This is a genomic window from Streptomyces kronopolitis, from assembly GCF_014646275.1.
GTDB classification, from domain to species: domain Bacteria; phylum Actinomycetota; class Actinomycetes; order Streptomycetales; family Streptomycetaceae; genus Streptomyces; species Streptomyces kronopolitis.
In genome coordinates, this window is record NZ_BMND01000005.1 from 202,818 (window position 1) to 226,503 (window position 23,686).

The 23,686-nt window shown below is 72.5% G+C and carries 19 protein-coding genes, 1 pseudogene and 1 riboswitch; of the genes and pseudogenes, 6 read left to right on the forward strand and 14 right to left on the reverse strand.

Annotation, left to right across the window (positions count from 1 at the left end; translation table 11 throughout):
- Positions 1-229: 229 nt before the first annotated feature.
- Positions 230-790 carry an Rv1352/Rv1906c domain-containing protein gene (locus tag IEY78_RS08880; protein ID WP_189097060.1) on the reverse strand — a complete coding sequence of 187 codons (561 nt, stop codon included), beginning with the start codon at positions 788-790 and terminating at the stop codon, positions 230-232.
- A 385-nt stretch (positions 791-1,175) separates the two neighbouring features.
- Between IEY78_RS08880 and IEY78_RS08885 the strand changes: the two genes are divergently transcribed.
- Positions 1,176-1,835: a fasciclin domain-containing protein gene (locus IEY78_RS08885; RefSeq protein WP_189097061.1), complete on the forward strand. Its 660-nt coding sequence runs from the start codon at positions 1,176-1,178 to the stop codon at positions 1,833-1,835.
- Between the two features lie 95 nt (positions 1,836-1,930).
- On the opposite strand, the gene IEY78_RS08890 is transcribed toward IEY78_RS08885, so the two are convergent.
- The 8 genes from IEY78_RS08890 to IEY78_RS08925 all read right to left on the reverse strand — a co-directional run bounded on the left by IEY78_RS08890 (position 1,931) and on the right by IEY78_RS08925 (position 9,681).
- Entirely contained in the window at positions 1,931-3,115 is a 1,185-nt protein-coding gene (locus tag IEY78_RS08890) for an amidohydrolase family protein (protein ID WP_189097062.1), read from the reverse strand.
- Entirely contained in the window at positions 3,090-4,223 is a 1,134-nt protein-coding gene (locus tag IEY78_RS08895) for an MAB_1171c family putative transporter (RefSeq protein WP_189097063.1), read from the reverse strand. Before IEY78_RS08895 ends, IEY78_RS08890 begins: the two co-directional genes overlap by 26 nt.
- Before the next feature lie 23 nt (positions 4,224-4,246).
- Positions 4,247-4,783 (reverse strand): hypothetical protein, encoded by a 537-nt coding sequence (locus tag IEY78_RS08900; protein ID WP_229699796.1) that lies wholly within the window; start codon positions 4,781-4,783, stop codon positions 4,247-4,249.
- Positions 4,780-5,250 carry a hypothetical protein gene (locus IEY78_RS08905; RefSeq protein ID WP_229699797.1) on the reverse strand — a complete coding sequence of 157 codons (471 nt, stop codon included), beginning with the start codon at positions 5,248-5,250 and terminating at the stop codon, positions 4,780-4,782. The genes IEY78_RS08900 and IEY78_RS08905 overlap by 4 nt, the downstream gene beginning before the upstream one ends.
- A 281-nt stretch (positions 5,251-5,531) precedes the next feature.
- Positions 5,532-7,109 carry a molybdopterin-dependent oxidoreductase gene (locus tag IEY78_RS08910; RefSeq protein WP_189097064.1) on the reverse strand — a complete coding sequence of 526 codons (1,578 nt, stop codon included), beginning with the start codon at positions 7,107-7,109 and terminating at the stop codon, positions 5,532-5,534.
- A 69-nt stretch (positions 7,110-7,178) separates the two neighbouring features.
- Positions 7,179-7,664 carry a peroxiredoxin gene (locus IEY78_RS08915; RefSeq protein WP_189097065.1) on the reverse strand — a complete coding sequence of 162 codons (486 nt, stop codon included), beginning with the start codon at positions 7,662-7,664 and terminating at the stop codon, positions 7,179-7,181.
- A gap of 92 nt (positions 7,665-7,756) precedes the next feature.
- The gene (locus tag IEY78_RS08920) at positions 7,757-8,254 is read right to left on the reverse strand and encodes a hypothetical protein (protein ID WP_189097066.1); all 498 of its coding nucleotides are present in this window, start codon (positions 8,252-8,254) and stop codon (positions 7,757-7,759) included.
- Positions 8,251-9,681, reverse strand: coding sequence for a molybdopterin-dependent oxidoreductase (locus tag IEY78_RS08925; RefSeq protein ID WP_189097067.1), 1,431 nt, complete (start codon positions 9,679-9,681; stop codon positions 8,251-8,253). Before IEY78_RS08925 ends, IEY78_RS08920 begins: the two co-directional genes overlap by 4 nt.
- Positions 9,682-10,077: 396 nt before the next feature.
- Here IEY78_RS08925 and IEY78_RS08930 point away from each other — a divergent pair, with 396 nt between their 5' ends.
- Both IEY78_RS08930 and metE read left to right on the forward strand, forming a co-directional pair.
- On the forward strand, positions 10,078-10,767 hold the full coding sequence (locus IEY78_RS08930) for a DUF4142 domain-containing protein (protein ID WP_189097068.1): 690 nt from the start codon (positions 10,078-10,080) through the stop codon (positions 10,765-10,767).
- 134 nt (positions 10,768-10,901) lie between these two features.
- Positions 10,902-11,119: riboswitch (cobalamin riboswitch) on the forward strand.
- A 161-nt stretch (positions 11,120-11,280) separates the two neighbouring features.
- Positions 11,281-13,605, forward strand: a complete 2,325-nt coding sequence (gene metE, locus IEY78_RS08935; RefSeq protein ID WP_189097069.1) for a 5-methyltetrahydropteroyltriglutamate--homocysteine S-methyltransferase — start codon at positions 11,281-11,283, stop codon at positions 13,603-13,605.
- Positions 13,606-13,721: 116 nt separating this feature from the next.
- Here metE and IEY78_RS35285 read toward each other — a convergent pair.
- Positions 13,722-14,778 (reverse strand): annotated as a pseudogene (locus IEY78_RS35285) (helix-turn-helix transcriptional regulator).
- A gap of 92 nt (positions 14,779-14,870) precedes the next feature.
- Here IEY78_RS35285 and IEY78_RS08945 point away from each other — a divergent pair.
- Complete coding sequence (locus IEY78_RS08945) at positions 14,871-15,269, forward strand: VOC family protein (protein ID WP_189097070.1); 399 nt, start codon at positions 14,871-14,873, stop codon at positions 15,267-15,269.
- Positions 15,270-15,317: 48 nt separating this feature from the next.
- Here IEY78_RS08945 and thiI read toward each other — a convergent pair whose 3' ends face one another.
- Positions 15,318-16,634, reverse strand: coding sequence for a tRNA uracil 4-sulfurtransferase ThiI (gene thiI, locus IEY78_RS08950; protein ID WP_229699798.1), 1,317 nt, complete (start codon positions 16,632-16,634; stop codon positions 15,318-15,320).
- Positions 16,635-17,000: 366 nt separating this feature from the next.
- Here thiI and tsaD point away from each other — a divergent pair, with 366 nt between their 5' ends.
- A complete protein-coding gene (gene tsaD / locus IEY78_RS08955) occupies positions 17,001-18,071 on the forward strand; it encodes a tRNA (adenosine(37)-N6)-threonylcarbamoyltransferase complex transferase subunit TsaD (protein WP_189097072.1) in 1,071 nt (356 codons plus the stop codon).
- Positions 18,072-18,110: 39 nt separating this feature from the next.
- On the opposite strand, the gene asnB is transcribed toward tsaD, so the two are convergent.
- The 3 genes from asnB to IEY78_RS08970 all read right to left on the reverse strand — a co-directional run bounded on the left by asnB (position 18,111) and on the right by IEY78_RS08970 (position 22,658).
- Positions 18,111-19,937 carry an asparagine synthase (glutamine-hydrolyzing) gene (asnB, locus tag IEY78_RS08960; protein ID WP_189097073.1) on the reverse strand — a complete coding sequence of 609 codons (1,827 nt, stop codon included), beginning with the start codon at positions 19,935-19,937 and terminating at the stop codon, positions 18,111-18,113.
- A 15-nt stretch (positions 19,938-19,952) separates the two neighbouring features.
- On the reverse strand, positions 19,953-21,323 hold the full coding sequence (locus IEY78_RS34800; protein WP_268240259.1) for an MFS transporter: 1,371 nt from the start codon (positions 21,321-21,323) through the stop codon (positions 19,953-19,955).
- A gap of 225 nt (positions 21,324-21,548) precedes the next feature.
- Positions 21,549-22,658 carry a PP2C family protein-serine/threonine phosphatase gene (locus IEY78_RS08970; RefSeq protein ID WP_189097075.1) on the reverse strand — a complete coding sequence of 370 codons (1,110 nt, stop codon included), beginning with the start codon at positions 22,656-22,658 and terminating at the stop codon, positions 21,549-21,551.
- Positions 22,659-22,953: 295 nt separating this feature from the next.
- Here IEY78_RS08970 and IEY78_RS08975 point away from each other — a divergent pair, with 295 nt between their 5' ends.
- Entirely contained in the window at positions 22,954-23,589 is a 636-nt protein-coding gene (locus IEY78_RS08975) for an HNH endonuclease family protein (protein ID WP_189097076.1), read from the forward strand.
- The last annotated feature ends 97 nt before the right edge of the window (positions 23,590-23,686 follow it).

The window sequence follows — 23,686 nt, forward strand, 5'->3', positions numbered from 1 at the left end:
GACATCAAGATATCTCGTGGGTGGCTCCCACTCGACATGACCCCGCCCCGGGCAAATCCGGAGGAATCCATTCCGAACGGTTTCGGCCGGTCCATTTCGTTTCGTGTTCCGGACCGCAGGACGCCCGGCGGGCCGAACGCTACGCGGGACGGGCGCGAGCGCGGCGCTGGACGGGCCCGAGCGTCGGCCGGTGGGCGGCTCGCGCGCCGCCCACCGGTACCCCTAGGGGTCAGCCCACCTTCTTCCACTGCTTGCAGCCGTTGGTCTCGAACGTCTCCCCCTTGTTGACCGTGACACGGGAGGGCCCCTCGGGGGTGCCGTTGGCGATGATGCTGCCCACCTCGCCGCTGGAGTCCTTGGCGCGCGCCCAGTAGCACAGGGGTATGTCGGAGGCGGTGGGGCCGGCGGTCTTGTACGTGCCGGCCGCGATGTCCTCCCCCACCAGATAGCTGCCCTGGCCGACCGCGGTCTCGGGCCCCTCGGCGGGCGCCTTCTCGGCGGGCGCCTTCTCGGCGGGCGCGGCCGCCTTCCCCGGCTTGTCCGCCGAGGCCGGGACCGGCTTGGCGGTGTAGGTGACCGTCACCGTCGGGGCGGGCTTCGCCTCGGCCTTCTTGCCGTCGGCCCCGCCGCCGCCGACGGCCGCGCCGAGTCCGAAGACGGTGCAGGCGCACACCGCCCCCACGGTGATCTTGAGCCCGGTGCGCTTCTTCCGCGGCGGCTGCGCGACCGGCGGCATGACGAAGGGGTACGGCTGCTGACCGAACGCCGGCTGCTGTTGTGAGTGCGACATGACCAATCCCCCAGCATCTGTGATGGTGTGGTGAAGACCGCCTAATGCCGTTGAAGGTTGTACGGAATCTCCGGACGGCGGTCGTCGAGCCGTCGGGGCGCGCCCCCTGCCGCGGCGGAACGGAGAGTTCCGGCGCCCCGGGGCCCTGCCGAGGGCGCCCCTTCCCCTCCCGCGGGACGCCGCAGCGCGCCGTGGAACGCCGCAGCACGACACGGAATCACGCACCGCCGGAAAAATTTCACCGCCCGGCCAATCCGCCGCGGGACCCGCGCCGAATACAGGTCATGAGCCCGGGCCGGACGACACGCGACCGCGTCGAGCCGACCGCACCCGGCCCCATGCACCGCATGACCACCACAGCATCCACACCACCTCTGGAGAACCCGTGAGCACCCTGCGTTTCCGTCGTGCCGCCCTCGCCGTGACCGCCGCGGCGGTCCTGCCGCTCGCGCTGTCCGCCTGCTCGAACGACATGGACGGCAAGGACAAGGACAAGGCGTCCGACAAGGCCTCGTCGTCCGAGGCGAAGCCGTCGAAGGACAGCGCCGGCGGCGGCATGGACGCCATGGCCAAGCCGTTCGGCCCGGCCTGTGCCACGGTGCCCAAGGGCGGCAAGGGCAGCTTCGACGGCATGGCCAAGGACCCGGTCGCCACTGCCGCCTCGCACAACCCGGCGCTGTCGACGCTCGTGACGGCGGTGAAGAAGGCGGGTCTGGTGGACACCCTCAACGGTGCCAAGGACATCACGGTGTTCGCGCCGACCAACGACGCCTTCGGCAAGATTCCGAAGGCCCAGCTGGACAAGGTCCTCGCCGACAAGACGATGCTGACCAAGATCCTCACCGGGCATGTGGTGGGCGAGAAGATCTCGCCGGACAAGCTGGCCGACGGCTCGTTCGACACCCTGGCGAAGAACAAGCTCACCACGTCCGGCTCCGGCGAGTCCTACATGGTCGACGGCTCCGCCAACGTCGTGTGCGGCAACGTCCAGACCGCCAACGCCACCGTCCACATCATCGACACGGTGCTGCTGCCCAAGAAGTGAGCGGTATACGGGGCGGCATACGCGATGGCCCCGTCCCGGCCCGGCGTGAACCGGGACGGGACGGGGCCACCTCGTGACATGCGCCGGGGCGGCCCTCAGAGCGCCTTGTGGCGGCCGTTCGCGACGACGTGCCGGACGCGGCGCAGGGCGTCCAGCTCGTGCAGCGGGTCGCCGTCGACAACGAGGAGGTCGGCGCGCATGCCGGGGCGGAGGGTGCCGGTGTCGGTCAGCCCCAGGGCGCGGGCGGCGTTGACGGTGGCCATGTCGAGGATCTCGGTGTGGGTGAAGCCGAGGGAGGCGAAGAACTCGAGCATGCCCACGTAGTCACCGAACCGCGCGCCCGGCACACCGGCGTCGGTACCGGCGATGAACCGGACACCGGCCTGCCGCATGTCGCGGATGACCCGGGCCATCGACTCGGCGCGCTCGGGGCCGAGTTGTTGGAGGAACAGCTGCCAGTCGCCGGACACGCAGCGGCAGACGGAGACGTCGTTCTCGATGATGCGGCGGGTGATCTCCGGGTCGTAGGTGACACCGTCGGCGGTGCGCCAGGAGCAGTGTTCAAGGGTGCGCACGCCGGCGTCCACGCAGTCGGCGATGGCGTCCGTGCCGTGCGCGTGCGCCGCCACCTCCAGGCCGTGGGCGGCGGCCTCCTCGACGATCAGGCGCAGTTGGGCGCGGGTGAACTGCGACTCCCACATCCGCGGGCCGCCCGGGGTGAGGGCGCCGCCGGAGGCCATCACCTTGATCAGGTCGGCACCGGCCGCCGCGTTGCGGGCGATCTGCTTGCGGATGTCGTCGTCGGTGGCGACCTCGCCGCCCAGGAATCCGCAGTGCCCGCCGGGCGGGGTCAGCGGTGCGGCCGCGGCGAGCACGCGCGGCCCGGGCGCCGCCCCGGACGCGATGGCTTCGCGCAGCGCGAGGGCGAGGGCGTCGCGGTCGCCGAGATCCCGCACGGTCGTCACTCCGGCGTCCAGGAACTGCGCGGCGCGGTCCGCCATGGCGGCGGCGAGCGCGTCCGGGGCCGCCCGGGCCACCGCCCCGACCGGGTCCGGGCCCGCGTCGAAGGCGAGATGGACATGGCAGTCGATCAGCCCGGGCAGCACGGTGGCCCCCGGGCACCGCAGGCGTCGTACGGCCGGCTCCACGATCGCCGCCATTTCGGCTTCGGTGCCGACGGCGGTGATCACGTCGGCCTCCACGAGCACGGCGCCGTCGCGGATCGTCCGGCCTCCGGGTCCGGTGAGGACGCGGTCAGCGGATATCAGTACCTTGTTCACGATGTCCTTTCGCATAGGCACGGGATATGGCGGCGAGTTCACGGGCCTCGGCGTTCAGGTCGTTGCCGGAAGGCGAGGCGATACGGGTGGCGGTAAAGGCCGTCTCGGGATCCTCGGTGGCCGGTTTCAGCGCGAGGGCCTCGGAAATGTGCCGGGCGAGCTGCTCGGCCGGGCCCCGGGCGAGATCCGCTTCCGGCGCGACCCGGGCCAGATAGGGGCTCAGCCGTACCAGTCCGTCGCGGCATTCGATGAGCCGGCGGTAGAACCGCTCGTGGGTGCGGCGCAATCGGGGACGACGCCATCGGGGACTCTGCGGCTCGGCGTTCAGAACGAGTTCCGGATAAGCGGCGGCCAGGGCGGTCCACAGCGGGGTGAGTTCGCGGTACATACGGCGGTGGTGGATCACCGACCGTACGTGCGCGGCCAATTGGCGGCCCGCGGAATAGGTCAGCCCGATCAGGACCAGGCCCAGCGCCCAGTCGTTCATCGACCAGTTCACCGTGTTGAACGTCTCGTGCCCGCCGGGCGCGTCGATACGCAGGCACACCCAGATGACCCGGTTCACAGAGGTGACGGCCAGGACGAACAGGCCGAGCGCCATCACGCGCAGGCCGATGGCCAGATGGCGGGTCGCCAGGCGCGCATAGCGCACCGCCCAGAGCGCCGGGGTGAGATAGGCGCAGACGAAATAGGCATTGCCGATGAGGTAGAACGCGGCGATGGCCGGCTGCCTCATGTCCGCGGTGGTCAGGGTGTGGCCGCGCAGCGCCGGGGGCGTCGCGATCATGTCGATGACCAGGGCGGTCACCACACCGGCGAGCAGCCCGGCGTGGCGCCGGACCCGGCGCCGGAAGGCGTCCTCGGGGCCCGGCACGGCGGAGAGGAACACCAGCAGGAGGGCGCCGAGGCCGGACATGTGGACGGCGTTGAACACGACCTTGGCGACGCCGGCGGCCGTGGCGGAATCGAGGGCGAGGGAGACCTCGGGAAAGCTGAGGATCTGCCCGGAAGCCAGCAGGATCAGACAGGCGACCAATGTGCGCAATACCCGGTCGTGCGGTGCGCGGGTCAGGTCGATGAGCTTCCAGACGGCCCCGACGATCAGCATGAGGGTCAGTGGCTGCTGGAAGATTACGTCCACCCCCAGCGGGGGTTCAGCGCGGAACGCAGCGGGCCGAGGGTGGAATCCTCGGGGAGGTGGGGAACGGCGTGGTCGATGACCATCGCCCATTCCTGAATGATGGTCGCGACGAGTTCGGCCTCGCGCTCGTAATCCTCGGTGTAGCAGGTGCGGCGGAATCCCCGGGGAGTCACATCGCGGGGGTGGTCCGGGCCGAAGTCCGGCAGTTCTCCGGCGGATTGACCGTCGTCCTGATGGTCGGCGAGGATATGGCCGACCTCGTGCAGGATGATGTGATCCTGATGCACCCGGGTCGTTTCCTCCTGGTAGAAAATGCATTCCTCGTGCGGCCGGGACATCCATACCCCGAAGGGGCCGGGTATCGGCAGCGCCCAGGGAATCAACCGTATGGGTTTTCCGCGGAGTTCACCGAGCCTGCGGCATAACTCGTGCACCTCCAGCGGGGGCCGGATGTCGAGTCGGCGCAGCAAGCGCTTGCAGGAGCGGCGAAGTTCGCGTTCGCGTACGGCCACGGCGTCCTTTCTCATGCCCCCGCGCCGGGGCCGGGGGGTGTGTCCTGATCGAATGTCTCGATCATCTTGAGCAGTTGCTCGCGCATCGCCGGCGTCATCGCGCCGGCCCGCATCGCGATCTTCCGCACCTGATGACCGGCCAGCTGTTCGCGCAACAGCGCGTCCTCGGGGTCCTCCTGGGCGACCAGGCACCGCACCGTGATCGGGGGCGACTCCGGCGCGCGGTGGTCGTCGAAGAACTTCGCGAGCCCCTCCAGCACGCTCAGCGTGGGGTTGGTGTGCGAACCGTTGCGCAACATGGCCAGATAGCTCCGCGACAGCGTGGCCGGGTGCGAGGGATCGGCGGTCACCGCCTTGGCCACCTCGGCGGTCGAGTACTCCCGCTGCCGGCCGTGGGAGTCGGCCCAACGCACCCTCGCGAAGAGCGCGTTCAGCCGCTCGGCCAGTGATCTCCCGTTGCCCTGGTCAGCTTCCGCCACCATGTCCACACTCCCCGGCCGGACCGCCGTCATCCCCTGTGTCAGCCACTGTGTAGTAGCTCGCCGGCCAGTACACAAGACTTCTTGACCCTTCACTGCACAGGGTGCCAATATATTGGACGCCTCGCGCACGGCACCGACTGGTCTCATCAGGTGGAACACGGCTTCTCCGGAGGCGTGTTGACGACCGTGCGCCGGACACCGCGATCCGGTGGAGGACAGGGTCCGGGCCGTCACAGGGGAACGGCTCGCGCTCACATCCCTCCGCCGGATCCCTGCTGCCGTCAGGGCACGGTGACCACCACGGAGTGCCACCCGGAGGCGCCGTCGGGGATCGGGCGGGCCCGTTTGTCCGTCTGGGTGTAGCCGGTGCGGTCGGTGGCGCGGACTTCGAGGGTGTGGGTGCCGGAGGTGGCCCGCCAGCGCCATGACCACTGCCGCCAGGTGTCCACCGGCCCCTCGGCGGCGAGTTCGGCCCGCTGCCAGTCACCGCCGTCGACCCGGACCTCGACCCGGTCGATGCCCTTGTGCTGGGCCCAGGCCACGCCGGCGACCGTGGCGGTGCCCGCCGTGACGCGTGCGAACGGCTTGGGGGTGTCGATGCGGGACTCGGTCTTGACCGGCGCCTTCGCCGCCCAGTCCCGCCGGACCCAGTAGGGGTCGTACGCGTCGAAGGTGGTCAGTTCGATGTCCCGGATCCATTTGCAGGCCGAGACATAGCCGAACAGGCCGGGCACCAGCATCCGCACCGGGAAGCCGTGCTCCAGGGGCAGCGGTTCGCCGTTCATGCCGACCGCGAGCAGCGCGTCCCGCCCGTCCAGCACGGTCTCGACGGGGGTGCCGAGCGTCATGCCGTCCACGGACCGGGCGACCAGTTGATCCGCCGGGCCGCCCTGCGACGGCGGCCGGACCCCGGCCTCGTGGAGCAGATCGGCGAGCCGGACGCCGAGCCAGCGTGCCGTGCCGACGTAGGAGCCGCCGACCTCGTTGGACACGCACGTCATGGTGATGTCGCGTTCGATCAGCGGCCGGCGCAGCAGGTCCTGGAAGCTCAGGGTCAGCGGCTTGCCGACGCCCTTGCCGTGCAGGCGCAGCGTCCAGGTGCGGACGTCCACCCGTGGCACGGTCAGAGCGGTGTCCACGCGGTAGAAGTCGCGGGTGGGAGTGGTGAAGGGGCTCAGCCCCGGGAGCTTGAGGTCCACCCCGCGCGGCAGCCGGGGCGCGGGAGAGGCGGGCGCCGGCAGCCTGACCGTGGCCCGGGAGGCCGCGGCCGCCTCGGCACCGGCCGCGTTCAGCCGCAGACCGAGGAACCCGGCGCCGGTGGACCCCGCCGCCACCCCGGCCACCCCGAGGACGAAGCCTCTGCGGTCCACCCCGGGGGCGGACGCCGGTGCGGGCGCTGCCGGTCGGGGGCGGGTCAGCCGGCCGGCGAGCAGCGCGAGCACCGCGGTGGCCGCCACGGCCCCCACGACCGAGGGGACGGCGTCCGGCACCCCGGTCGAGTCGGGCCGTCCGGTCGCCGCCAGCGCCCCCACGACGCCGAAGACCAGCGCCCCGGCGGAGGCCGTCTTCCGGAAGCGGAGCGCCAGTACCCCCAGCGTCATGGCGAACAGCCCGAGCACGAGGAGGATGCCCAGCTGGAGGACGATTTTGTCGTGCGTGCCGAAGTGGCGGATGGCCCAGTCCTTGACGGCCGCGGGCGTCCGGTCGATGGCCGCGCCGCCGACCGCCGTCACCGGACCGGCCTCGGGGCGCACCGCGACCGCGGCCAACTCCGCGACGGCCAGCGCCGCGTACCCGGCGACCAGGCCGCTCAGGGCGCCCATGGCCGCCTGCAGAAGGGTGTTCCGTCGCACGCTCATACCCGGTATTCGGGGTGGCGGTGCCCCGCGGATTGGTCCGGCGGTGGCATTCCGCCGGACGGGAGCGGGTCAGACGGTCGGCAGGTCGGCCAGTCGCCGGGTGAGGGTGTCCAGGGACTGGAAGGTGGCGCCGAGCAGCGCGACGTGCTTCCAGTGCAGGGTGCCGTCCGGGCCGAGGAGGAAGACCGCCCGGCGCACGCCGATGCCGGGGGCGGCGATGCCGAAGGCGCGGGCGACCTGGCGATCGGTGTCGGCGAGCAGCGGCATCCGCAGGTCGTGCTTGCGCGCGAACCGCTCGTGGCTGTCGACGTCCTGCGGGCTGATGCCCCAGACCTCCGCCTCCTGGTCCTGGAACCGCTCCAGTCCGCTGGAGTAGGAGCACAGCTGCTTGGTGCACACGCTGGTGTCGTCGCCCGGGTAGAACGCCAGGACCAGCGGGCGGCCCCGCCGCGCGGACAGGGTGTAGTCGCGGCGCTCGAAGCGGTCGCCGGTCAGCACACCGCCGGGCAGGGTGAAGTCGGGTACCGGCGTGCCGGTCTGCGGTGCCGATGCCATCGGGTCGTCCAATCCAGAGGGGTCCGTGCGGAGGATTCTCGCGTGCCGCGTCCGGTACCCCGATCGGGGGTCCGGTACTCCGGTCGGGGGCCCTAGGGGGTGTCGTCGGCGGACCGCGGGCGGGACCGGTGGGTGCGCCACACGGCGGCCAGCAGGCACAGGGCGGAGAGCGCGAAGAGGCCGGCGGTGAGCAGCAGCCAGCGGGACCAGAACACCCCGGCGGGAAGGGCCGTGTAGTGGGTGTAGCCCGGCACCCGGTTCAGGATGAGGGGGTACCAGACCACGAGCAGCAGCAGCGACACGAAGGCGGGGACCCGGAGGTAGTTGATCCGCTCGGCGACGGTGCCGCCGGGCCGCCGGGCGGCCCTCGGGCCGCCGCGGAGGAGGAGTTGCAGCAGCCGGTCGGTGAGCGTGTACAGCGGGAGCAGGACCAGATCGTGCAGGAGCGCGGCGCCGACGAACCAGAGGGCGACGCCCAGGGTGTCGCCCTGGAGGAGCCGGACCCCCGCGTACCCGGCCAGCGCGAACGAGCACAGCACCAGGAGGAGGTGCACGGCGGAGGCGCCGTAGCGTGCGCGGAACGCGTTCACGAGGCCGCTCCGGGGGCGTCGGGGGCTGCGGCCTCGGGCAATCGGGCGGCCCCGGGCATCCCGGCGGCCTCGGCAGCCCCCGCCGCCCCGGGCGCCCCGAAGGTGAGACGCGTGACCCACTTGGTGTTGTGCACCCCGGGGTTGGCGGGAACGATGACGCGCGCGGGGTAGCCGTGGTCGCGGGAGAGCTCCGCGCCGTTGACCCGCAGCGCGAGCAGCGACCGGGGGTCGCGGACCTGGTTGTCGCGCAGATGGGCCGAGCGGAAGGAGCCGGCGCGCTGCGCGGACTCCACGAACACACCGGGCGGGCTCCCCTGCAGGCCGACCAGGGCGGCCAGCTCGGACAGCCGCACACCGCTCCAGTGCTGGTCCTCCGTCGACCAGCCCTCGACGCAGGCGATGGGCAGCGCCGCGGAGTGCTGCGGCAGCGCCAGCAGTTGCGCGCGGGTGAGGACCCGCTCCCGGCCACCGCCCCGTACGACGAGCCGCCAGCCGGGGCCGGTGTCGGCGGCGCGGATGCCCACGGCGGCGGCGGTCTTGTTGATCTGGAAGCCGTTGGGGCCGCTGCCGGGCTCCTGGCCGTGCGGCGCGAGGAGGGCGGTCCGGCGCAGCGGCCCGCCGATACTCTGACCTGCCGTCACCAGCAGCAGCGCCAGCGACCCCGCCCCGACCGTGCCGAGCGCGCCGCGCCGCGACATCGTCGGCGGCGCGGGGTCGGGGCTCACCAGCCCGGTGTCGTCGGGCGGTTCGCTCTCCGTGCGGGCGGCCGGGGTACGGAGTTCGGCGCGCCAGCCGCGGCTGCCCAGCGCCCCGGCCATGGTGGTGAGGCGAAAGGCGATGTGCACGACGAAGGCGCCGATGAACACCCAGGCACCGTAGAAGTGCAGGGTGTAGAAGGAGCCGGGGAAAATGTAATGCAGCTGGATGTTGAGCACACCGGTGACGAATTCGAAGAGCGCGCCGCCGACCAGGAGCAGCAGCGAAATCCGCTCCAGTGCCTGGCTCACCGAACGCACCGGCGGCCAGGAGAACAGCTTCGGGACCACCGACCAGAGCTTCGCGAGCAGCACCGGGATCAGCACCACGCCCAGCGTGACGTGGACGCCCTGGGTGAGGCGGTAGAGCCAGTAGGGGTGGGTCGGCCAGGAGAAGAGGTAGAAGCCCAGCCAGCCCTTCTGCGGGGTCTGGTCGTTGCCCGGGGCGAGATCGGGGTTGTAGGAGGCGTAGGACAGCAGCCCGGTCACGAACAGCACGGTGATGCCGACGAGCAGGATCAGCCCGAACACCGATGTCAGCCACGGCCCCCGCAGCGGACTGCGCCAGAACCCGGGACGCGACGGACCGGGCGGCGGTTCGCTCGGCAACAACGGGCGGCGCCGGCCGCCCCTGGTACGGGGTGGCTCCCCTCGGTGGCTGCTGGACTCCATACCGATCCCTTCGCCGTGTCCCCGGCCGCTCGGCCCCTCGCTCGATCCGTCGCTCGGCATATCGCTTGGCGTATCGCTCGACGTATCGCTCGACGTATCGCTCGACGTATCGCTCGACGTATCGCTCGACGATCACGGTATGCGGCAATGCGCGCACAACGCGTCAGACATGACGGGTCGGGAAGAGAGTCATATAGGGCGGTTTTCCACGCCACACGGAAGCCGGCAGGCTCGAAGGGGGCGGGATCGTATCCGATGCCCGTCGGGCGCCACCCGCTTTTGCGCACCATCGCTGAATCAATTCATTTGCCTGATGCAATGATTAGCGTGGCTCATGCCCCAGCATTTCGTTGCGCCGCAGCGCCCGCAGGCGAATTGTCGCGCACTCCAGGAGGCATGATGAAGTCTCACGCCCGAAATTCCCGGCAGCAGTCGCCCGTCAGCGGGCGTGGCCGGGTGCTTGCCCTGACGGTCGCCCTCGTGGCGGTCATCGCCGGTGTGTCCGTGTGGTTCTCCCAGCGCAACAGCTCCGCCGACGAGTCGGTGTCCGCCAACCTCCCGGCGGCGAAGTCCGGTCCGGCGGCCGCCGACGGCACCGGCGGCGACACGGGCCAGCTCACGGCGCTGGACAAGGTCTTCCTCACCAAGGTCCGGCAGGCCGGGCTGTGGGAGATGCCGGCCGGCCGGCTCGCCCAGACCCATGCGTCGAGCGAGGCCATCAAGCGCGCCGGCATGCATCTGCTGGAGGGGCACAGCAAACTCGACGAACTCGACCGCGAGGACTCCGCGGCGCTGAACGTGCCGATCCCCGACCAGGCCAGCGCGGAGCAGCAGGGCTGGGTCGCCCAGCTGAAGAAGGCACAGGGCCGCGACTTCGACCAGCTCTTCGTGGACCTGCTGCGGGCCTCCCACGGAAAGATCTTCATCACCATCGGCGAGGTCCGCGCCACCACCAAGAACACCCTGATCCGGCGCCTGGCCACGCAGGCCAACAACACGGTCCAGGACCACATGGACGTCCTGGAGGACACCGGTCTGGTCAAGGACTCCACACTCGACGACGTCGCCTCGACAGTTCCCAAGTAAGCCGTCACTCCTCGGCAGCGCCCGGCTCCCCCGCTGCCACGGGCGTCGCGCCGGGCCGCCCGGCCGCGAGACGCGCCGTCCCCTCGCACCGTCCGCCATCCGGTCGGGGGTGTGCGCCCGCGGGTTGTCCCTCTAGGGTGACGGGTGCAGCTGGTTCGCCCCGTCCGCCAGGCGGGAGCGTCGTAAGAGGGAACCCGGTGGGAATCCGGGACTGCCCCGCAGCGGTGAGTGGGAACGAACGCCGTCATACGCACTGGGCCCGGCCGGGTCTGGGAAGCGACGGCCAGTAGGTGTCTCGTCCGTACGAGACGCGCCCGCGAGTCCGAAGACCTGCCCGTTGCCCGCACGCGACCGATCGTGTGCGGCCATCCCGGTGACCTCGTGGGCGGGTCGGCGTACCTTTCGAGCGGCACCCGCGGCGACCCCGCGGCGTGGTCCGTCCGGTCGGTCGTTCCTTCGCGCTCTCGTTCCGTCTCCGGGACGCCAACGAGACATCTCGCGAAGGAGAGTTCCGTGACAGCGAAGTCCGCAGCCGCGGCAGCACGGGGCACCGTGTACGGCTACCCCCGCCAGGGACAGCACCGGGAACTGAAGAAGGCCATCGAGGGCTACTGGAAGGGCAGGGTCACCGCCGACGCCCTGGAGGAGACCGCCCGCGGCCTGCGCCGTGCGCACTGGCAGCAGCTGGCCGACGCCGGGCTCCACGAACTGCCGACCGGTGATTTCTCGTACTACGACCACGTCCTGGACACCAGTGTCATGGTCGGCGCGGTCCCCGAGCGGCACCGCGCGGCGGTCGGCGCCGACGCCCTGGACGGCTACTTCGCCATGGCCCGGGGCACCCAGGACGTCGCCCCGCTGGAGATGACCAAGTGGTTCGACACCAACTACCACTACCTGGTGCCCGAACTCGGCCCGGACACCGTCTTCACCGCCGACTCCGCCAAGCAGGTCGCGGAGCTGACGGAGGCCCTCGCGCTCGGGCACACCGCCCGCCCGGTCCTCGTCGGGCCGGTCACCTACCTCCTGCTGGCCAAGCCCGCGCCGGGGGTGGCCGCGGACTTCGAGCCGCTGACCCTGCTCGACCGGCTGCTGCCGGTGTACGCCGAGGTCCTCGCCGACCTGCGGGCCGCGGGCGCCGAGTGGGTGCAGCTCGACGAACCGGCCCTGGTCCAGGACCGCACACCGGCCGAGCTGAACGCCGCCGCCCGCGCATGCCGTGAGCTGGGGAGCGCCACGGACCGGCCGAAGCTCCTGGTCGCCTCGTACTTCGGCCGGCTCGGCGACGCGCTGGGCGTGCTGGCCAAGGCGCCGGTGGAGGGCCTGGCCGTGGACTTCACCGAATCGGGCGCGGCCAACCTCCAGGACCTCGCCGCGGCCGGCGGGCTGCCGGGCAAGCGGCTGGTCGCGGGCGTCGTCAACGGCCGCAACGTCTGGATCAACGACTACGAGAAGTCGCTGTCCACCCTGGGCACGCTCCTCGGGCTCGCCGACCGCGTCGATGTCGCGGCCTCCTGCTCGCTGGTGCACGTACCGCTGGACGCCACCGCCGAGCGCGACATCGACCCGCAGATCGCCCGCTGGCTGGCCTTCGCCCGGCAGAAGACCCGGGAGATCGCCGTCCTGGCGCGCGGCCTGGCGCGGGGCACCGAGGCCATCGCCGGTGAACTCGCCGCGAACCGCGCCGACCTGGCCTCCCGGGCCGGGTCCGCGCTGACCCACGACCCCGCGGTACGGGCCCGCACCGCGGCCGTCACCGACGCCGACGGGCGCCGCTCCCAGCCGTACGCCGACCGGACAGCGGCCCAGCGCGCGCACCTGGGCCTGCCGCTGCTGCCCACGACGACGATCGGCTCGTTCCCGCAGACCACCGAGCTGCGCACGGCACGGGCCGATCTGCGGGCCGGGCGGCTCGACACGGCCGGCTACGAGGACCGGATCAAGGACGAGATCCGCGAGGTCCTCTCCTTCCAGGAGAAGGCCGGGATCGACGTCCTGGTGCACGGCGAGCCCGAACGCAACGACATGGTGCAGTACTTCGCCGAGCAGCTCACCGGCTACCTCGCCACCCAGCACGGCTGGGTGCAGTCCTACGGCACCCGCTACGTCCGCCCGCCGGTGCTGGCCGGGGACATCTCCCGTCCCGAGCCGATGACGGTGCGCTGGACGACGTACGCCCAGTCGCTCACCGAGCGGCCCGTCAAGGGCATGCTCACCGGCCCGGTCACCATGCTCGCCTGGTCCTTCGTCCGCGACGACCAGCCGCTGGGCGACACCGCCCGCCAGGTGGCGCTCGCCCTGCGCGACGAGGTGCACGACCTGGAGGAGGCCGGGACCTCCGTCATCCAGGTCGACGAGCCCGCACTGCGCGAGACGCTGCCGCTGCGCGCCGCCGAGCACACCGCCTACCTGGACTGGGCGACCGAGGCGTTCCGCCTCACCACCGGCGGGGTACGGCCGGACACCCAGATCCACACGCACATGTGCTACGCGGAGTTCGGCGACATCGTCCAGGCCATCGACGCCCTCGACGCCGACGTCATCAGCCTGGAGGCCGCCCGCTCCCACATGCAGGTGGCCCGCGAACTGGCCGGCCACGGCTACCCCCGCGAGGCCGGACCCGGCGTCTACGACATCCACTCCCCCCGCGTCCCGAGCGCCGAGGAGGCCGCGGCCCTGCTCCGCAAGGGGCTGGAAGCCATCCCCGCCGAACGCCTCTGGGTCAACCCCGACTGCGGACTGAAGACCCGCGCCTGGCCCGAGACCCGGGCCTCCCTGGAAAACCTGGTCACCGCCGCCCGCCGACTCCGCGAGGAGCTGGCCAACGGGGCTTCCTGACCCGTGAGTTGATCCCGTGATGGTTCCGGGCCGGGCACCGCGGTGTCCGGCCCGGGCCGTGCGGGGGGGTGTCGGGGCGGGGGTGCACCGCGGGTGCGCACCGCGGGTGTACCCGGTCAGGGCACGGGTGCGTCGCTGTCGGATGCGTCGTTGTCGGGTGGGGCGGCGGCGTGGGACGCGAGGCGGTCGGCGAGCGCGACCACGAGGTGGCGCAGTTCCTCGGGCCGCTCGATGACGAAGGGCCGGTCGAGGGCGGCGAGCACCGGAGGCAGCCAGTCGAGCCGCTCGGCCCGTATGTCCACGCGCAGCCAGCGCCCGGCCCTCCTCGGCGGTCCGGCCCTCGTCCGCCTCCCGGCCCTCGTCCGCCACCGGCTCGTCCTCCGTCAGGCGTGCGACGGCGGCGGGGAGATGGGCGCGGATCTGCTCCACCGTTCCCTGGATCCGCAGGGTCACCTCGTGCCGGTACGCCGCCGTGGCGAACCCGGAGAGCACGCGCTGCGCCGGGTCCGGGCCCGCGGGCTCCTCGAACGCGCCGGGCAGGGCCCTCGCGTCCGCGATGCGGTCGAGCCGGAACGTGCGGTCCTCGCCGATTGCGGTGTCCCGGCCCGTGACGTACCACCGGCCGGAATGGGCGACGAGCCCGTAGGCGTGCAGGGTGCGTGCGGTGCGCCGGCCGTCGCGGTCGGTGTACCGCAGGGCGAGCGGCCGGCGGTGGCGTACCGCGTCGGCGACGGTGAGCAGGACCCCGGAGTCCGGGGCGGCGGCCCCACCGGGCTGCTCCGTGAAGGCGAGCGTGTCCAGGAGCGTGCCGAGTCGGTGCGCGAGGTGCGGGGGCAGCACCCGCCGGATCTTGGCCGATGCCGTCTCGCTCGCCGTGTGCCCGGTCGTGCCGAGCCCCGCCCGGCGGCCGGCGACCAGGCCGAGCAGCACCGCCAGCGCCTCGTCGTCGCTGAGCATGAGCGGCGGCAGGCGGTACCCGGGGGCGAGCCGGTAGCCGCCGTAGCGGCCGCGCACCGACTCCACGGGCACGTCGAGGTCGAGCAGATGGTCCACATAGCGCCGCACGGTCCGGCCGTCGACGCCGAGGCGGTCGGCGAGTTCGGCCACCGTGCGGGTGCCGCCCGACTGCAGCAGCTCCAGGAGGGTCAGCACGCGGCCGGCGGGTCGGGACATGTCCCCAGCCTAGGACGAATAGCGGACCGATTCTGTCCGCTATTCCTCCTACTCTGCGCAGCACAGCGACTTCAGCAGCCCAGGAGAGCACCATGAACTTCGTCTCGATCCGCATCATCACCGGCGACGTCCCGCGTCTCGTCGCGTTCTACGAGCGCGCCACCGGGGTGCGGGCGGTGTGGGCCACCGAGGACTTCGCCGAGATCGCGACGCCCCGCGCCACCCTCGCGATCGCCGGCACCCGCACCGTCCCGCTGTTCGCCCCGGGCTCCGCCCGCCCGGCGGAGAACCGCAGTGTGATCACCGAGTTCCTCGTCGACGATGTGGACCGCGTCCACCGCGAACTGTCCGACTTCGTCGAGGACTTCGTCACCGAGCCCACCACGATGCCCTGGGGCAACCGGTCGCTGCTGTTCCGCGACCCTGACGGCAACCTGCTCAACTTCTTCACGCCCAAGAGCCCGGCGGCCGTCGAGAAGTTCGCGAGCTGACGCCGAGCACCGGCCGGTCGCGCTGACCTCGCGGCGGAAGCCGGGAGGTCAGGGAGCCGGACACCGGAGGGGCTCGCGCGGTGCGGGGAGCCCGGCGGTGGCCGGCGGGCCGTCGTCCGCGTCCTCCGTGTCCTCTGCGTCCTCCGCGCCGGGGCGCATGCACTGGGCCTTGCTGACCAGCTCCGCCATGAGCTCGTCCATCTCAAGTCGCCGCTCCACGCGCTCCATTTGGGGCACGTGGGCGGCGGTGGAGACCCGCTCGGGGGCGAGCAGTTGGCAGCAGTCCTCGTCGGGCAGGACGGAGATCTCCGCGGTGCCTATCCGGTGGGCCTCGTCGATGATCTCCTGCTTGTCCCAGCCCACCAGCGGGCGCAGCACGGGCAGCGCGGCCGCCTCGTCGACGGTGGCCATATTGGTCAGCGTCTGGCTCGCGACCTGCCCGAGGCTGTCCCCCGTCACCAGCGCGGCGGCGCCGACCTCGCCCGCCAGCACCCCGGCGGCACGGACCATCAACCGCCGCTGGGCCACGACCTGGAGCCGTCCCGCGCCCGCGACGGCGAGCTGCTTCTGGGCGTGGCCGAGGGCGATGACGTGCAGCCGTCCGGCGGGCTGGTAGCGGTTCAGCTCCCGGGCGAGCGCGTATGCCTTGTAGACGGAGGAGGCGTTGGTGTACGGCGCGCCGGTGAAGTGGACGAAGTCGCAGGCCAGGCCGCGGCGCATGGCCCGGTACGCCGCCACCGGGGAGTCGTAGCCCCCGGAGAGCAGCACCAGCGCGCGCCCGCTGGACCCGACGGGCAGGCCACCCTGGCCGGGGTGGCGGACCCAGGTGAGATAGGTGCCCGGGCGGTCGATCTCGATGTGGAGTGCGACGTCCGGGGCGGTGAGGTTCACCGGCAGGCCGAGCGCTCGCCGGATGTGCGCGCCGACCTCCGCCTCGAACCGGGAGGACGTCAACGGGAAGCTCTTGTCGCGCCGGCGCACCCGCACGGCGAAGCTGACGCCCGGGCGCTCGGCCGCGACGGCGCCCAGCGCCTCCACCGCCGCGGACGTGATGGCCTCGGCGGTGCTCGGGACCCGGACGGCGGGCTGCACCGAGTTGAACCCGAACACCCGGCGGGCGCGCTCCACCAGCTCCGCCACGGGAACCTCGCCCCCGAGGACCGTGACGCTCCGGGCGTCCTGAATCCAGGTGGAGCCCCCGATGCCGCGCAGCGCGCCGCGCAGATTGTTCCGCAGCAGCTGCTCGAACCGGTCCCGGTTCCGTCCGCGCAGGAAGACCTCGCCGTGCTTGAGCAGGACGCACGGCAGGTGGGCGGAGGGCACCGGCGTGCCCTCCGGCGCGGCGGTGTCCGGGTGGTGGGGCACAGGGCTCTCCTTCGTCGGGTCGCGGCACGGTCCGCGGCACGGGGTGGTCCGCGGTACGGGACGGTCCGCGGCGGGCACGACGGGCGGCGGCCGCACGATCATGCCCGGTGGAGCAGCGGCGCGTGCGGCCGGGTCCGCTCCGGGCTCCCCCGGGTGCCCTCTCGCGCGGCCCCCTCCGGCGGACGGGGCGCACCCACTGCCCGTCCAGGGTAGGCAGGGCCCGCCCCCGCCCCGCTCCCGGGGTTCACCCGGCCCCGGAACGACCTCCGCCCCTAGCCCAAACTTCCTTATTGCATACTCTTTGCAAGAACAACTTCTGGGCAATTGGGCAAGGAGCCCGGTCGCAGCGCGCGAGGAGGGAACGCCATGCGGGGAACGCCGGTGGTGCTGGGCATCGAGTCGTCCTGTGACGAGACGGGCGCGGGGCTGGTGCGGGACGGCCGGCTGCTGGGGCACGCGGTGGCGTCGAGCATGGACGAGCACGCCCGGTTCGGCGGGGTGGTGCCGGAGATCGCGGCCCGCGCCCATGTCCACGCGTTCACCCCGGTCGTGCACCGGGCGCTGGCGGAGGCCGGGCTGCGGATGTCCGACATCGGGGCGGTCGCGGTGACCACCGGGCCGGGGCTCTCCGGCGCGCTCCAGGTCGGGCTGGCCGGCGCGAAGAGCCTGGCCTACACGCTGGACGTCCCGCTGTACGGAGTGCACCACCTGGCGGGGCATGTCGCCGCCGACACCCTGGCGCACGGCCCGCTGCCCGATCCCTGTGTGGTGCTGATCGTCTCCGGCGGCCACACCTCGCTGCTGCTCGTCCGCGATCTGGCCCGCGACCCGCTCGTGCACCTCGGGGACACCCTGGACGACGCGGCGGGCGAGTGCTTCGACAAGGTCGCCCGGGTCTTCGGCCTGCCGTACCCCGGCGGGCCGGCCGTCGACCGGGCGGCGCGCGGAGGCGACGCCCGCGCCGTCACCTTCCCAAGGCCGCTCACCGGCCCGCGCGATGACCCGTACGCCTTCTCCTTCTCCGGGCTGAAGACGGCCGCGGCGCGGTGGGCGGAGCGGCATCGGGGCGAGGTGCTGCCGGTGGCCGACGGCGCCGCCGCGCTCCAGGAGGCGATCGCCGACGTCCTGACCCGCAAGGCGGTCGCCGCCTGCACCGCACACGGTGTCGGCACCCTCGTCGTGGTCGGCGGGGTGGCCGCCAACTCCCGGGTCCGGGCGCTGGCGGAGGAGCGGTGCGCGGCGGCCGGCCTCGCCCTGCGCGTCCCGCCGCTGAAGCTGTGCACCGACAACGGCGCGATGATCGCCGCCATCGGGGACCTCCTGGCCCGGTCGGGCGCCGAGCCCGCGCCGCTCGATGTCTCGATCGACCCCTCGGCCCCGCTGGAGTACGCGGCGCTGCACCCGGCCGCCCGCCCCCTCGCGGCGCGGACCGCCTGACGGGCGACCCGCCCAGGGTGGCCCGGGCAACGAGGCTCCTCAGAGAACGAGTTCGGGCCGGTAATGGTCCAGCCACAGCGCCAGGTCGACGACGCGTTCCAGGCGGAGGCGGTGGCCCCACTCCAGGCGGTCCGGCGGGGTGTCGAGGCAGGGCTTGAGACGGGACTCGTCGGCCAGCGAACGGACCTGGCCGACGGTCAGGGCGTCGCGGGCCAGGTCCTGGAGGCCGCGGTTGTAGTCGGGGTGGTGGGTGGCCGGGTAGTGGTTCTTCGGCCGGTGCAGCACGGAGTGGGGCGCCAGTCCGGTGCCGGCGGCGCGCAGCAGGCTCTTCTCCCGGCCGTCGAAGCTCTTGTGCGCCCAGGGCGTGGCGAAGGCGTACTCGACGAGGCGGTGGTCGCAGTAGGGGACGCGGACCTCCAGGCCCTGGGCCATGCTCAGCCGGTCCTTGCGGTGCAGCAGCTGGCGCAGCCAGCGGGTCAGGGACAGGTGCTGCATCTCGCGCTGCCGGTGCTCGACGGGGCTCTCGTCGTCCCGGTGCGGTACGGCGGCCAGCGCGCTGTCATAGGTATCCCGGCGGAACTCCTCCATGCGCAGCCCGAGTTCCGGGTTCAGCGGCATCGCCGCCTCGTCGCCGGTGACCAGCAGCCAGGGGAAGGTGGCCGCGCCCAGCGCCTTCGGGGAGTGGAACCAGGGGTAGCCGCCGAAGACCTCGTCCGCCGCCTCCCCGGACAGCGCCACGGTGGAGTGCGCGCGGATCTCGCCGAAGAGCAGGTAGAGGGAGGTGTCCATGTCGCCGACGCCGATCGGTGAGTCCCGCGCCGCGACGACCGCCCTGCGGTGTTCCAGGTCGAGGAGGGCGCGCGGGTCCAGGACGACCGTGTCGTGGTCGGTGCCGAGGAAGGCGCCGGCCTCGGTGGCGAACGGGGTGTCGTGGCCGGTGCGCAGCACATCGCCGGTGAACCGCTCGGCCTGGTCGCTGTAGTCGACGGCGTAGGAGCGGATGCGGGCGTCCGGGCCTTCGCGCAGCCGGAGTTCGTCGGCGAGCAGCCCGGTCAGGACCGTGGAGTCGATGCCGCCGGAGAGCAGGCTGCACAGCGGGACATCGGCCTCCAGCTGGCTGCGGGCGGCCGCGCCGACCAGCCCGCGGATCCGCTCGACGGCCGTGTCCCGGTCGTCGTCGTGCATCCCGTCCGCCAGCTGCCAGTAGCGGCGTTCACGGATGCCGTCGCGGTCCAGGACGAGCAGGCCGCCGGGCTCCACCTCCCGCACCCCGGACCACACCGTCGGCCCGGTGTTGAAGAGCAGGCTGTAGGCCTCCCGGAGCCCGTCGGCGTCCACCCGCGGCCGTATCTCCGGGTGGGCGAAGAGGGCCTTCGGCTCGGAGGCGAAGGCCAGGCCGCCGTCGACGGCTGCCCAGTACAGCGGCTTGACCCCGAGCCGGTCACGTACCAGCAGCAGCCGCTGTTCCCCCTCGTCCCACACCGCGAGGGCGAACATGCCGTCCAGGTGGTCGGCGAGGTCCTCGCCCCACTCGGCGTAGGCGCGCAGCACCACCTCGGTGTCACTGCGCGTGCGGAAGGTGTGCCCCCGGCTGCGGAGTTCGGCCCGCAGCGCGTGGTGGTTGTAGACCTCGCCGCTGTAGCTGAGGACGATTGCCGGCCGGTCGGGGCGGTCGGTCATCGGCTGCGCGCCGCCGGCTGGGTCGATGACGGCCAGGCGGCGGTGGCCGAGCGCGGCGTGCGCGCCGAGCCACACGCCGCCCGCGTCGGGGCCGCGCGGGGTGAGCGTGGCGGTCATCGCCTCGATGACCGCCCGCCGGGTGCGGGCGTCGTGCGGGAAGGACGCCCAGCCGGTGATTCCGCACATGCGGGTGACTCCTGGTCAGTCGTGCGCGGCGGGCGCCGCGTCGGTGGTCTTCGTGGACAGCGGTGCGCGCCTACCGCCGGTCAGCGCGAGCAGCGGGACGGCGAGCGCGGCGGCCGCCGCGGCCAGCACGAGCCCGGCCCGTACGCCCTCGCCGGGTCCGCTCAGCCCCCATGCGGCGGTGGCCAGGGCGGGGCCGAGGGTGAAGCCGAGACTGCGGGCGCACTGCACGGTGGCCCCGACGGTCGCGGCCCGGTCCGGTGGGGCGGCGCCCATCACCAGGGCCTGCGTGGGGCCGCCGTTCAGGCCCAGCCCGACGCCCGCCAGCGCCAGCCGCCAGGCCACGTCCGGCGGGGACCAGCCGTCGCCCAGCGGGATCAGCAGGAGCAGGCCGGCCGTGGTGAGGGCGGCGCCGGTGACCGCGACCGGGCGGGCGCCGTACCGGTCGGCGATCCGTCCGCCGAGCGGCCCGGCCAGCCCCATACCGAGCGGGAAGGCGAGCACGGTCAGCCCGGTCGTCGTGGCGCTGGCCCCGTCGTCCCGCTGGAGGTGCAGCGCGACCACGTAGTGCATGGCGGCGAACCCGGCGGCGAGCGCCAGCACCGCGCCATGGGCCCGGAACAGCCCCGCGGCCCGCAGGACACCGGCCACCGGACGGCCGCCGGGTCCGCGCAGCCACCACCAGAGCGCCGGGGCGGCCGCCGGGGCGAGCGCCAGCCATGCCGGGCGGTCCGCCGCCAGGGTCAGCGCCAGCAGCAGGACCGCCACCCCCGAGGCCACCAGCAGCGCGTCCACCACCGACCGCCGGTCGGGCCGGCGCAGCCCGCCGTCCCGCGGCATCGCCCGCCAGGCCAGGAAGAGCGCGAGCAGGCAGAACGGGATCTTCACCAGGAAGACCCACCGCCAGCCCAGGTGGTCGAGCAGCAGACCGCCCACGGCGGGCCCGGCCACCGCCCCCAGCGGACCCAGCGTGGCCGGCACGCTCATCGCCCGTCCCCGCAGCTCCGGCCGCACGGACCGCATCGCGAGCACCGGCATCAGCACGAACAGCACCGCCCCGCACGCGCCCTGCAGCAGCCGCGCGGCGATCAGCCAGCCCATCCAGGGGGCCGCGGCCGCCAGCGCGCTGCACAACCCGAAGCCGCAGGTCGCGGTGAGCACGGCGGTCCGCAGCCCCACCCCGTCGAGCCACCGCCCGACCGGCAACAGCAGTGCTACCACCGGAAGTTGATATCCCAGCACCGCCCACTGGGCCGTGGCGACGGACACCCGCAGGCCGTCGGCGATCTCCGCCAGCGCCACATTGACGATGTTCATGTCGAGCATCGCCACGAACGCCAGCAGCCCCGCCACGGCGACCAGCGACCAGCGGTCCGCACCGGCGGCCACGGATATGTGACCGGGCCGCCCCCCGCGAGCCCCGCGGTCGCTCCCCTTCCCTCGCACCCTCGCCCTCCCCCTCACCGTCACGAGCCGGCTGCCGGACGGCAACCTCGCCTCATGAGTCGAGGGGAGGCCTCGGTGAGTTCCCGCCCGTACCCGGAAAGGTTCGCCGCGGGCGGCCGCGTCGACGGCCGCCCCGGCCCGGACGGTGGTGCGCGCCGCCCCGCCGGATCACCGGGGCGTCCTGCCCGGCACCCCGCGATCGGCGGACCGGGTCAGCGCCAGGATCGCCATGTCGTCGTCGCGCGGACCGCCGGTCCACCGTTCGACGTCCCGCACCAATGCCGTGATCGCCTCGGCGGGTTGCGCAAAGGGGCCTTTCCCGCGGAGCCGGGTCCCCGGGTCGTAGAAAGTCCCCGCATGATTGCGGGCTTCGGTCACTCCGTCGGTGACGAGCAGGAGCGTGCCGCCGACCGGGAACGGCCATTCCTGAAGCGTCGCCTCCGGACCGCCCAGGACGCTCATTCCCAACGGGAGTCCCGGATCTTTCGTCTCCAGCGCCACCACCGCGTTCCCGTCGAGCAGATACGGCGCGGGATGACCGCAATTCAGCAGTCGCACGCAAGCGGAGTCCGGCGGGATTTCCCCGACCACCGCGGTGACGAATCCCTCCAGCCGCACGGTCTCGTCACGCAGTGAAGCCTCCTTGATCAGGGCCCGCTCCAGGCGCGCGGTCAATGCCACCAGGTCGGGTTCCTGATCGGCCGCCTCCCGGAACGCGCCCAGCAGCACGGACACCGCGCTGACGGCGTCGAGTCCTTTCCCCCGCACATCGCCGATCAGGAATCTGGCGCCCCGGGGAGTGTCCCGCACCGCATAGGCATCCCCACCGATCAACGCCTCGACCTGCGCGGCGTTGTAGACGGCGGCGATGGCCAGGGCGCCGATCCGGGCCGGTGGCGGGGGCAGTACGGCACGTTGGGAGACCTCCGCGACCGAACGCACCAATTCCAGTCGGCGGCCGTGGTGCGCGAGCACCCGATTCACCCAGATGCCGACCAGGGCGGCGAAGAAGGTGTTGAACACCAGCAGCGGGCCGATCGTGTGGTCCAGATATCCGGCCGCGTACAGCAGTGGCACATCGACCAGAATGAGGGCCGCCGCGATGGCGATCGTGTGCCGGAGCGAGAGCAGCGCCCCCGCCACGACGACGGCGGCGCCCAGGACATTGTCGCCCCAGAAGTCGTCCGGATAGTAGACGTTCCACACAGTCCCGATGGCCACCAGCGCGCTGGGGACGAGGGGAACGTACCAGGGCAACTTCGTGGAGACCGGGTCCATCTGCGTTTTGACTCCGCATCCGACCGATAACAGTGATTCCTCACTGTAGGTCTCCCCCGCGGAGCAGGACCGAGGTGCCGCACCCGCGCCCGATCCACGGTGGCCCGGACGGACGCATATCCCCCGCGATTCCGCTAACGCCGGGACAACGCAATCCCTCTGACGGCCCAACATCCCCACGTCCGGGTAATGGACAGGGAATGTTGTTGTCATGTTCCATCCACGCGCGTAGCGCCCGCGTGATCCCTGCGGTTTCCTGAAGTGTCTCTCCACCCCCCACACTTCTGGAGACCTCATGCGCCATGCCGTTCTCGGCCTGTCCGCCGCCTCGCTCGCCTTCCTCGGCTTCACCGCCGCGCCCGCCCTCGCCGACCCGCCGGCTCCGCCCGGCAAGTCGACCGCGCAGACCGAACTCGCCGCTCTCAAGATCGCCACCCCGGGCTCCATGGACGGCTACGCCCGCGACAAGTTCGACATCTGGGCCAAGCAGTCCGACGGCTGCACCACCCGCCAGGACGTGCTGGCCCGCGACGGCAAGGACGTCGTCGACGAGTCCGCCAAGAAGTGCCAGCCGGCCAGCGGAAAGTGGTACTCCGCCTACGACAACACCACGGTGACCTCGGTGGCCCAGGCGACCATCGACCACATGGTCCCGCTCGCCGAGGCCTGGCGCTCGGGCGCCGCCAAGTGGACCGCCGACCAGCGCAAAGCGTTCGGCAACGACCTGAAGGACCCCCAGCTCCTGATCGCCTCCGAGTCCTCCAACAGCTCCAAGAGCGACAGCGGCCCAGCCGACTGGAAGCCCACCAACCACGCCTTCTGGTGCACCTACGCCGAGGACTACACCCACGTGAAGTCCATCTGGAAGCTGACCACCACCGCCAAGGAGAAGTCCGCCCTGACGTCGATGCTCAACACCTGCACCAAGTAACCGGGCAGGAAATCCGGCGCCCGGGGTTTCCCTCCCGGATCCGCGGGCACCCGCACTACAGTCCCCGGCTGGTCTCCCCCGTCCAGCCGGGGACTTC

Excerpts from the sequence above, each read along its gene's own strand:
- IEY78_RS08975 (WP_189097076.1), top strand. The coding sequence starts at position 22,954 with ATGCGCCATGCCGTTCTCGGCCTGTCCGCCGCCTCGCTCGCCTTCCTC.
- IEY78_RS08900 (WP_229699796.1), bottom strand. The coding sequence starts at position 4,783 with ATGAGAAAGGACGCCGTGGCCGTACGCGAACGCGAACTTCGCCGCTCC.
- tsaD (WP_189097072.1), top strand. The coding sequence starts at position 17,001 with ATGCGGGGAACGCCGGTGGTGCTGGGCATCGAGTCGTCCTGTGACGAG.
- IEY78_RS08915 (WP_189097065.1), bottom strand. The coding sequence starts at position 7,664 with ATGGCATCGGCACCGCAGACCGGCACGCCGGTACCCGACTTCACCCTG.
- IEY78_RS08970 (WP_189097075.1), bottom strand. The coding sequence starts at position 22,658 with ATGGACCCGGTCTCCACGAAGTTGCCCTGGTACGTTCCCCTCGTCCCC.
- IEY78_RS08945 (WP_189097070.1), top strand. The coding sequence starts at position 14,871 with ATGAACTTCGTCTCGATCCGCATCATCACCGGCGACGTCCCGCGTCTC.
- IEY78_RS08910 (WP_189097064.1), bottom strand. The coding sequence starts at position 7,109 with ATGAGCGTGCGACGGAACACCCTTCTGCAGGCGGCCATGGGCGCCCTG.
- IEY78_RS08925 (WP_189097067.1), bottom strand. The coding sequence starts at position 9,681 with ATGGAGTCCAGCAGCCACCGAGGGGAGCCACCCCGTACCAGGGGCGGC.
- IEY78_RS08905 (WP_229699797.1), bottom strand. The coding sequence starts at position 5,250 with ATGGTGGCGGAAGCTGACCAGGGCAACGGGAGATCACTGGCCGAGCGG.
- asnB (WP_189097073.1), bottom strand. The coding sequence starts at position 19,937 with ATGTGCGGAATCACCGGCTGGGCGTCCTTCCCGCACGACGCCCGCACC.
- IEY78_RS08930 (WP_189097068.1), top strand. The coding sequence starts at position 10,078 with ATGATGAAGTCTCACGCCCGAAATTCCCGGCAGCAGTCGCCCGTCAGC.
- IEY78_RS08880 (WP_189097060.1), bottom strand. The coding sequence starts at position 790 with ATGTCGCACTCACAACAGCAGCCGGCGTTCGGTCAGCAGCCGTACCCC.
- IEY78_RS08895 (WP_189097063.1), bottom strand. The coding sequence starts at position 4,223 with ATGCTGATCGTCGGGGCCGTCTGGAAGCTCATCGACCTGACCCGCGCA.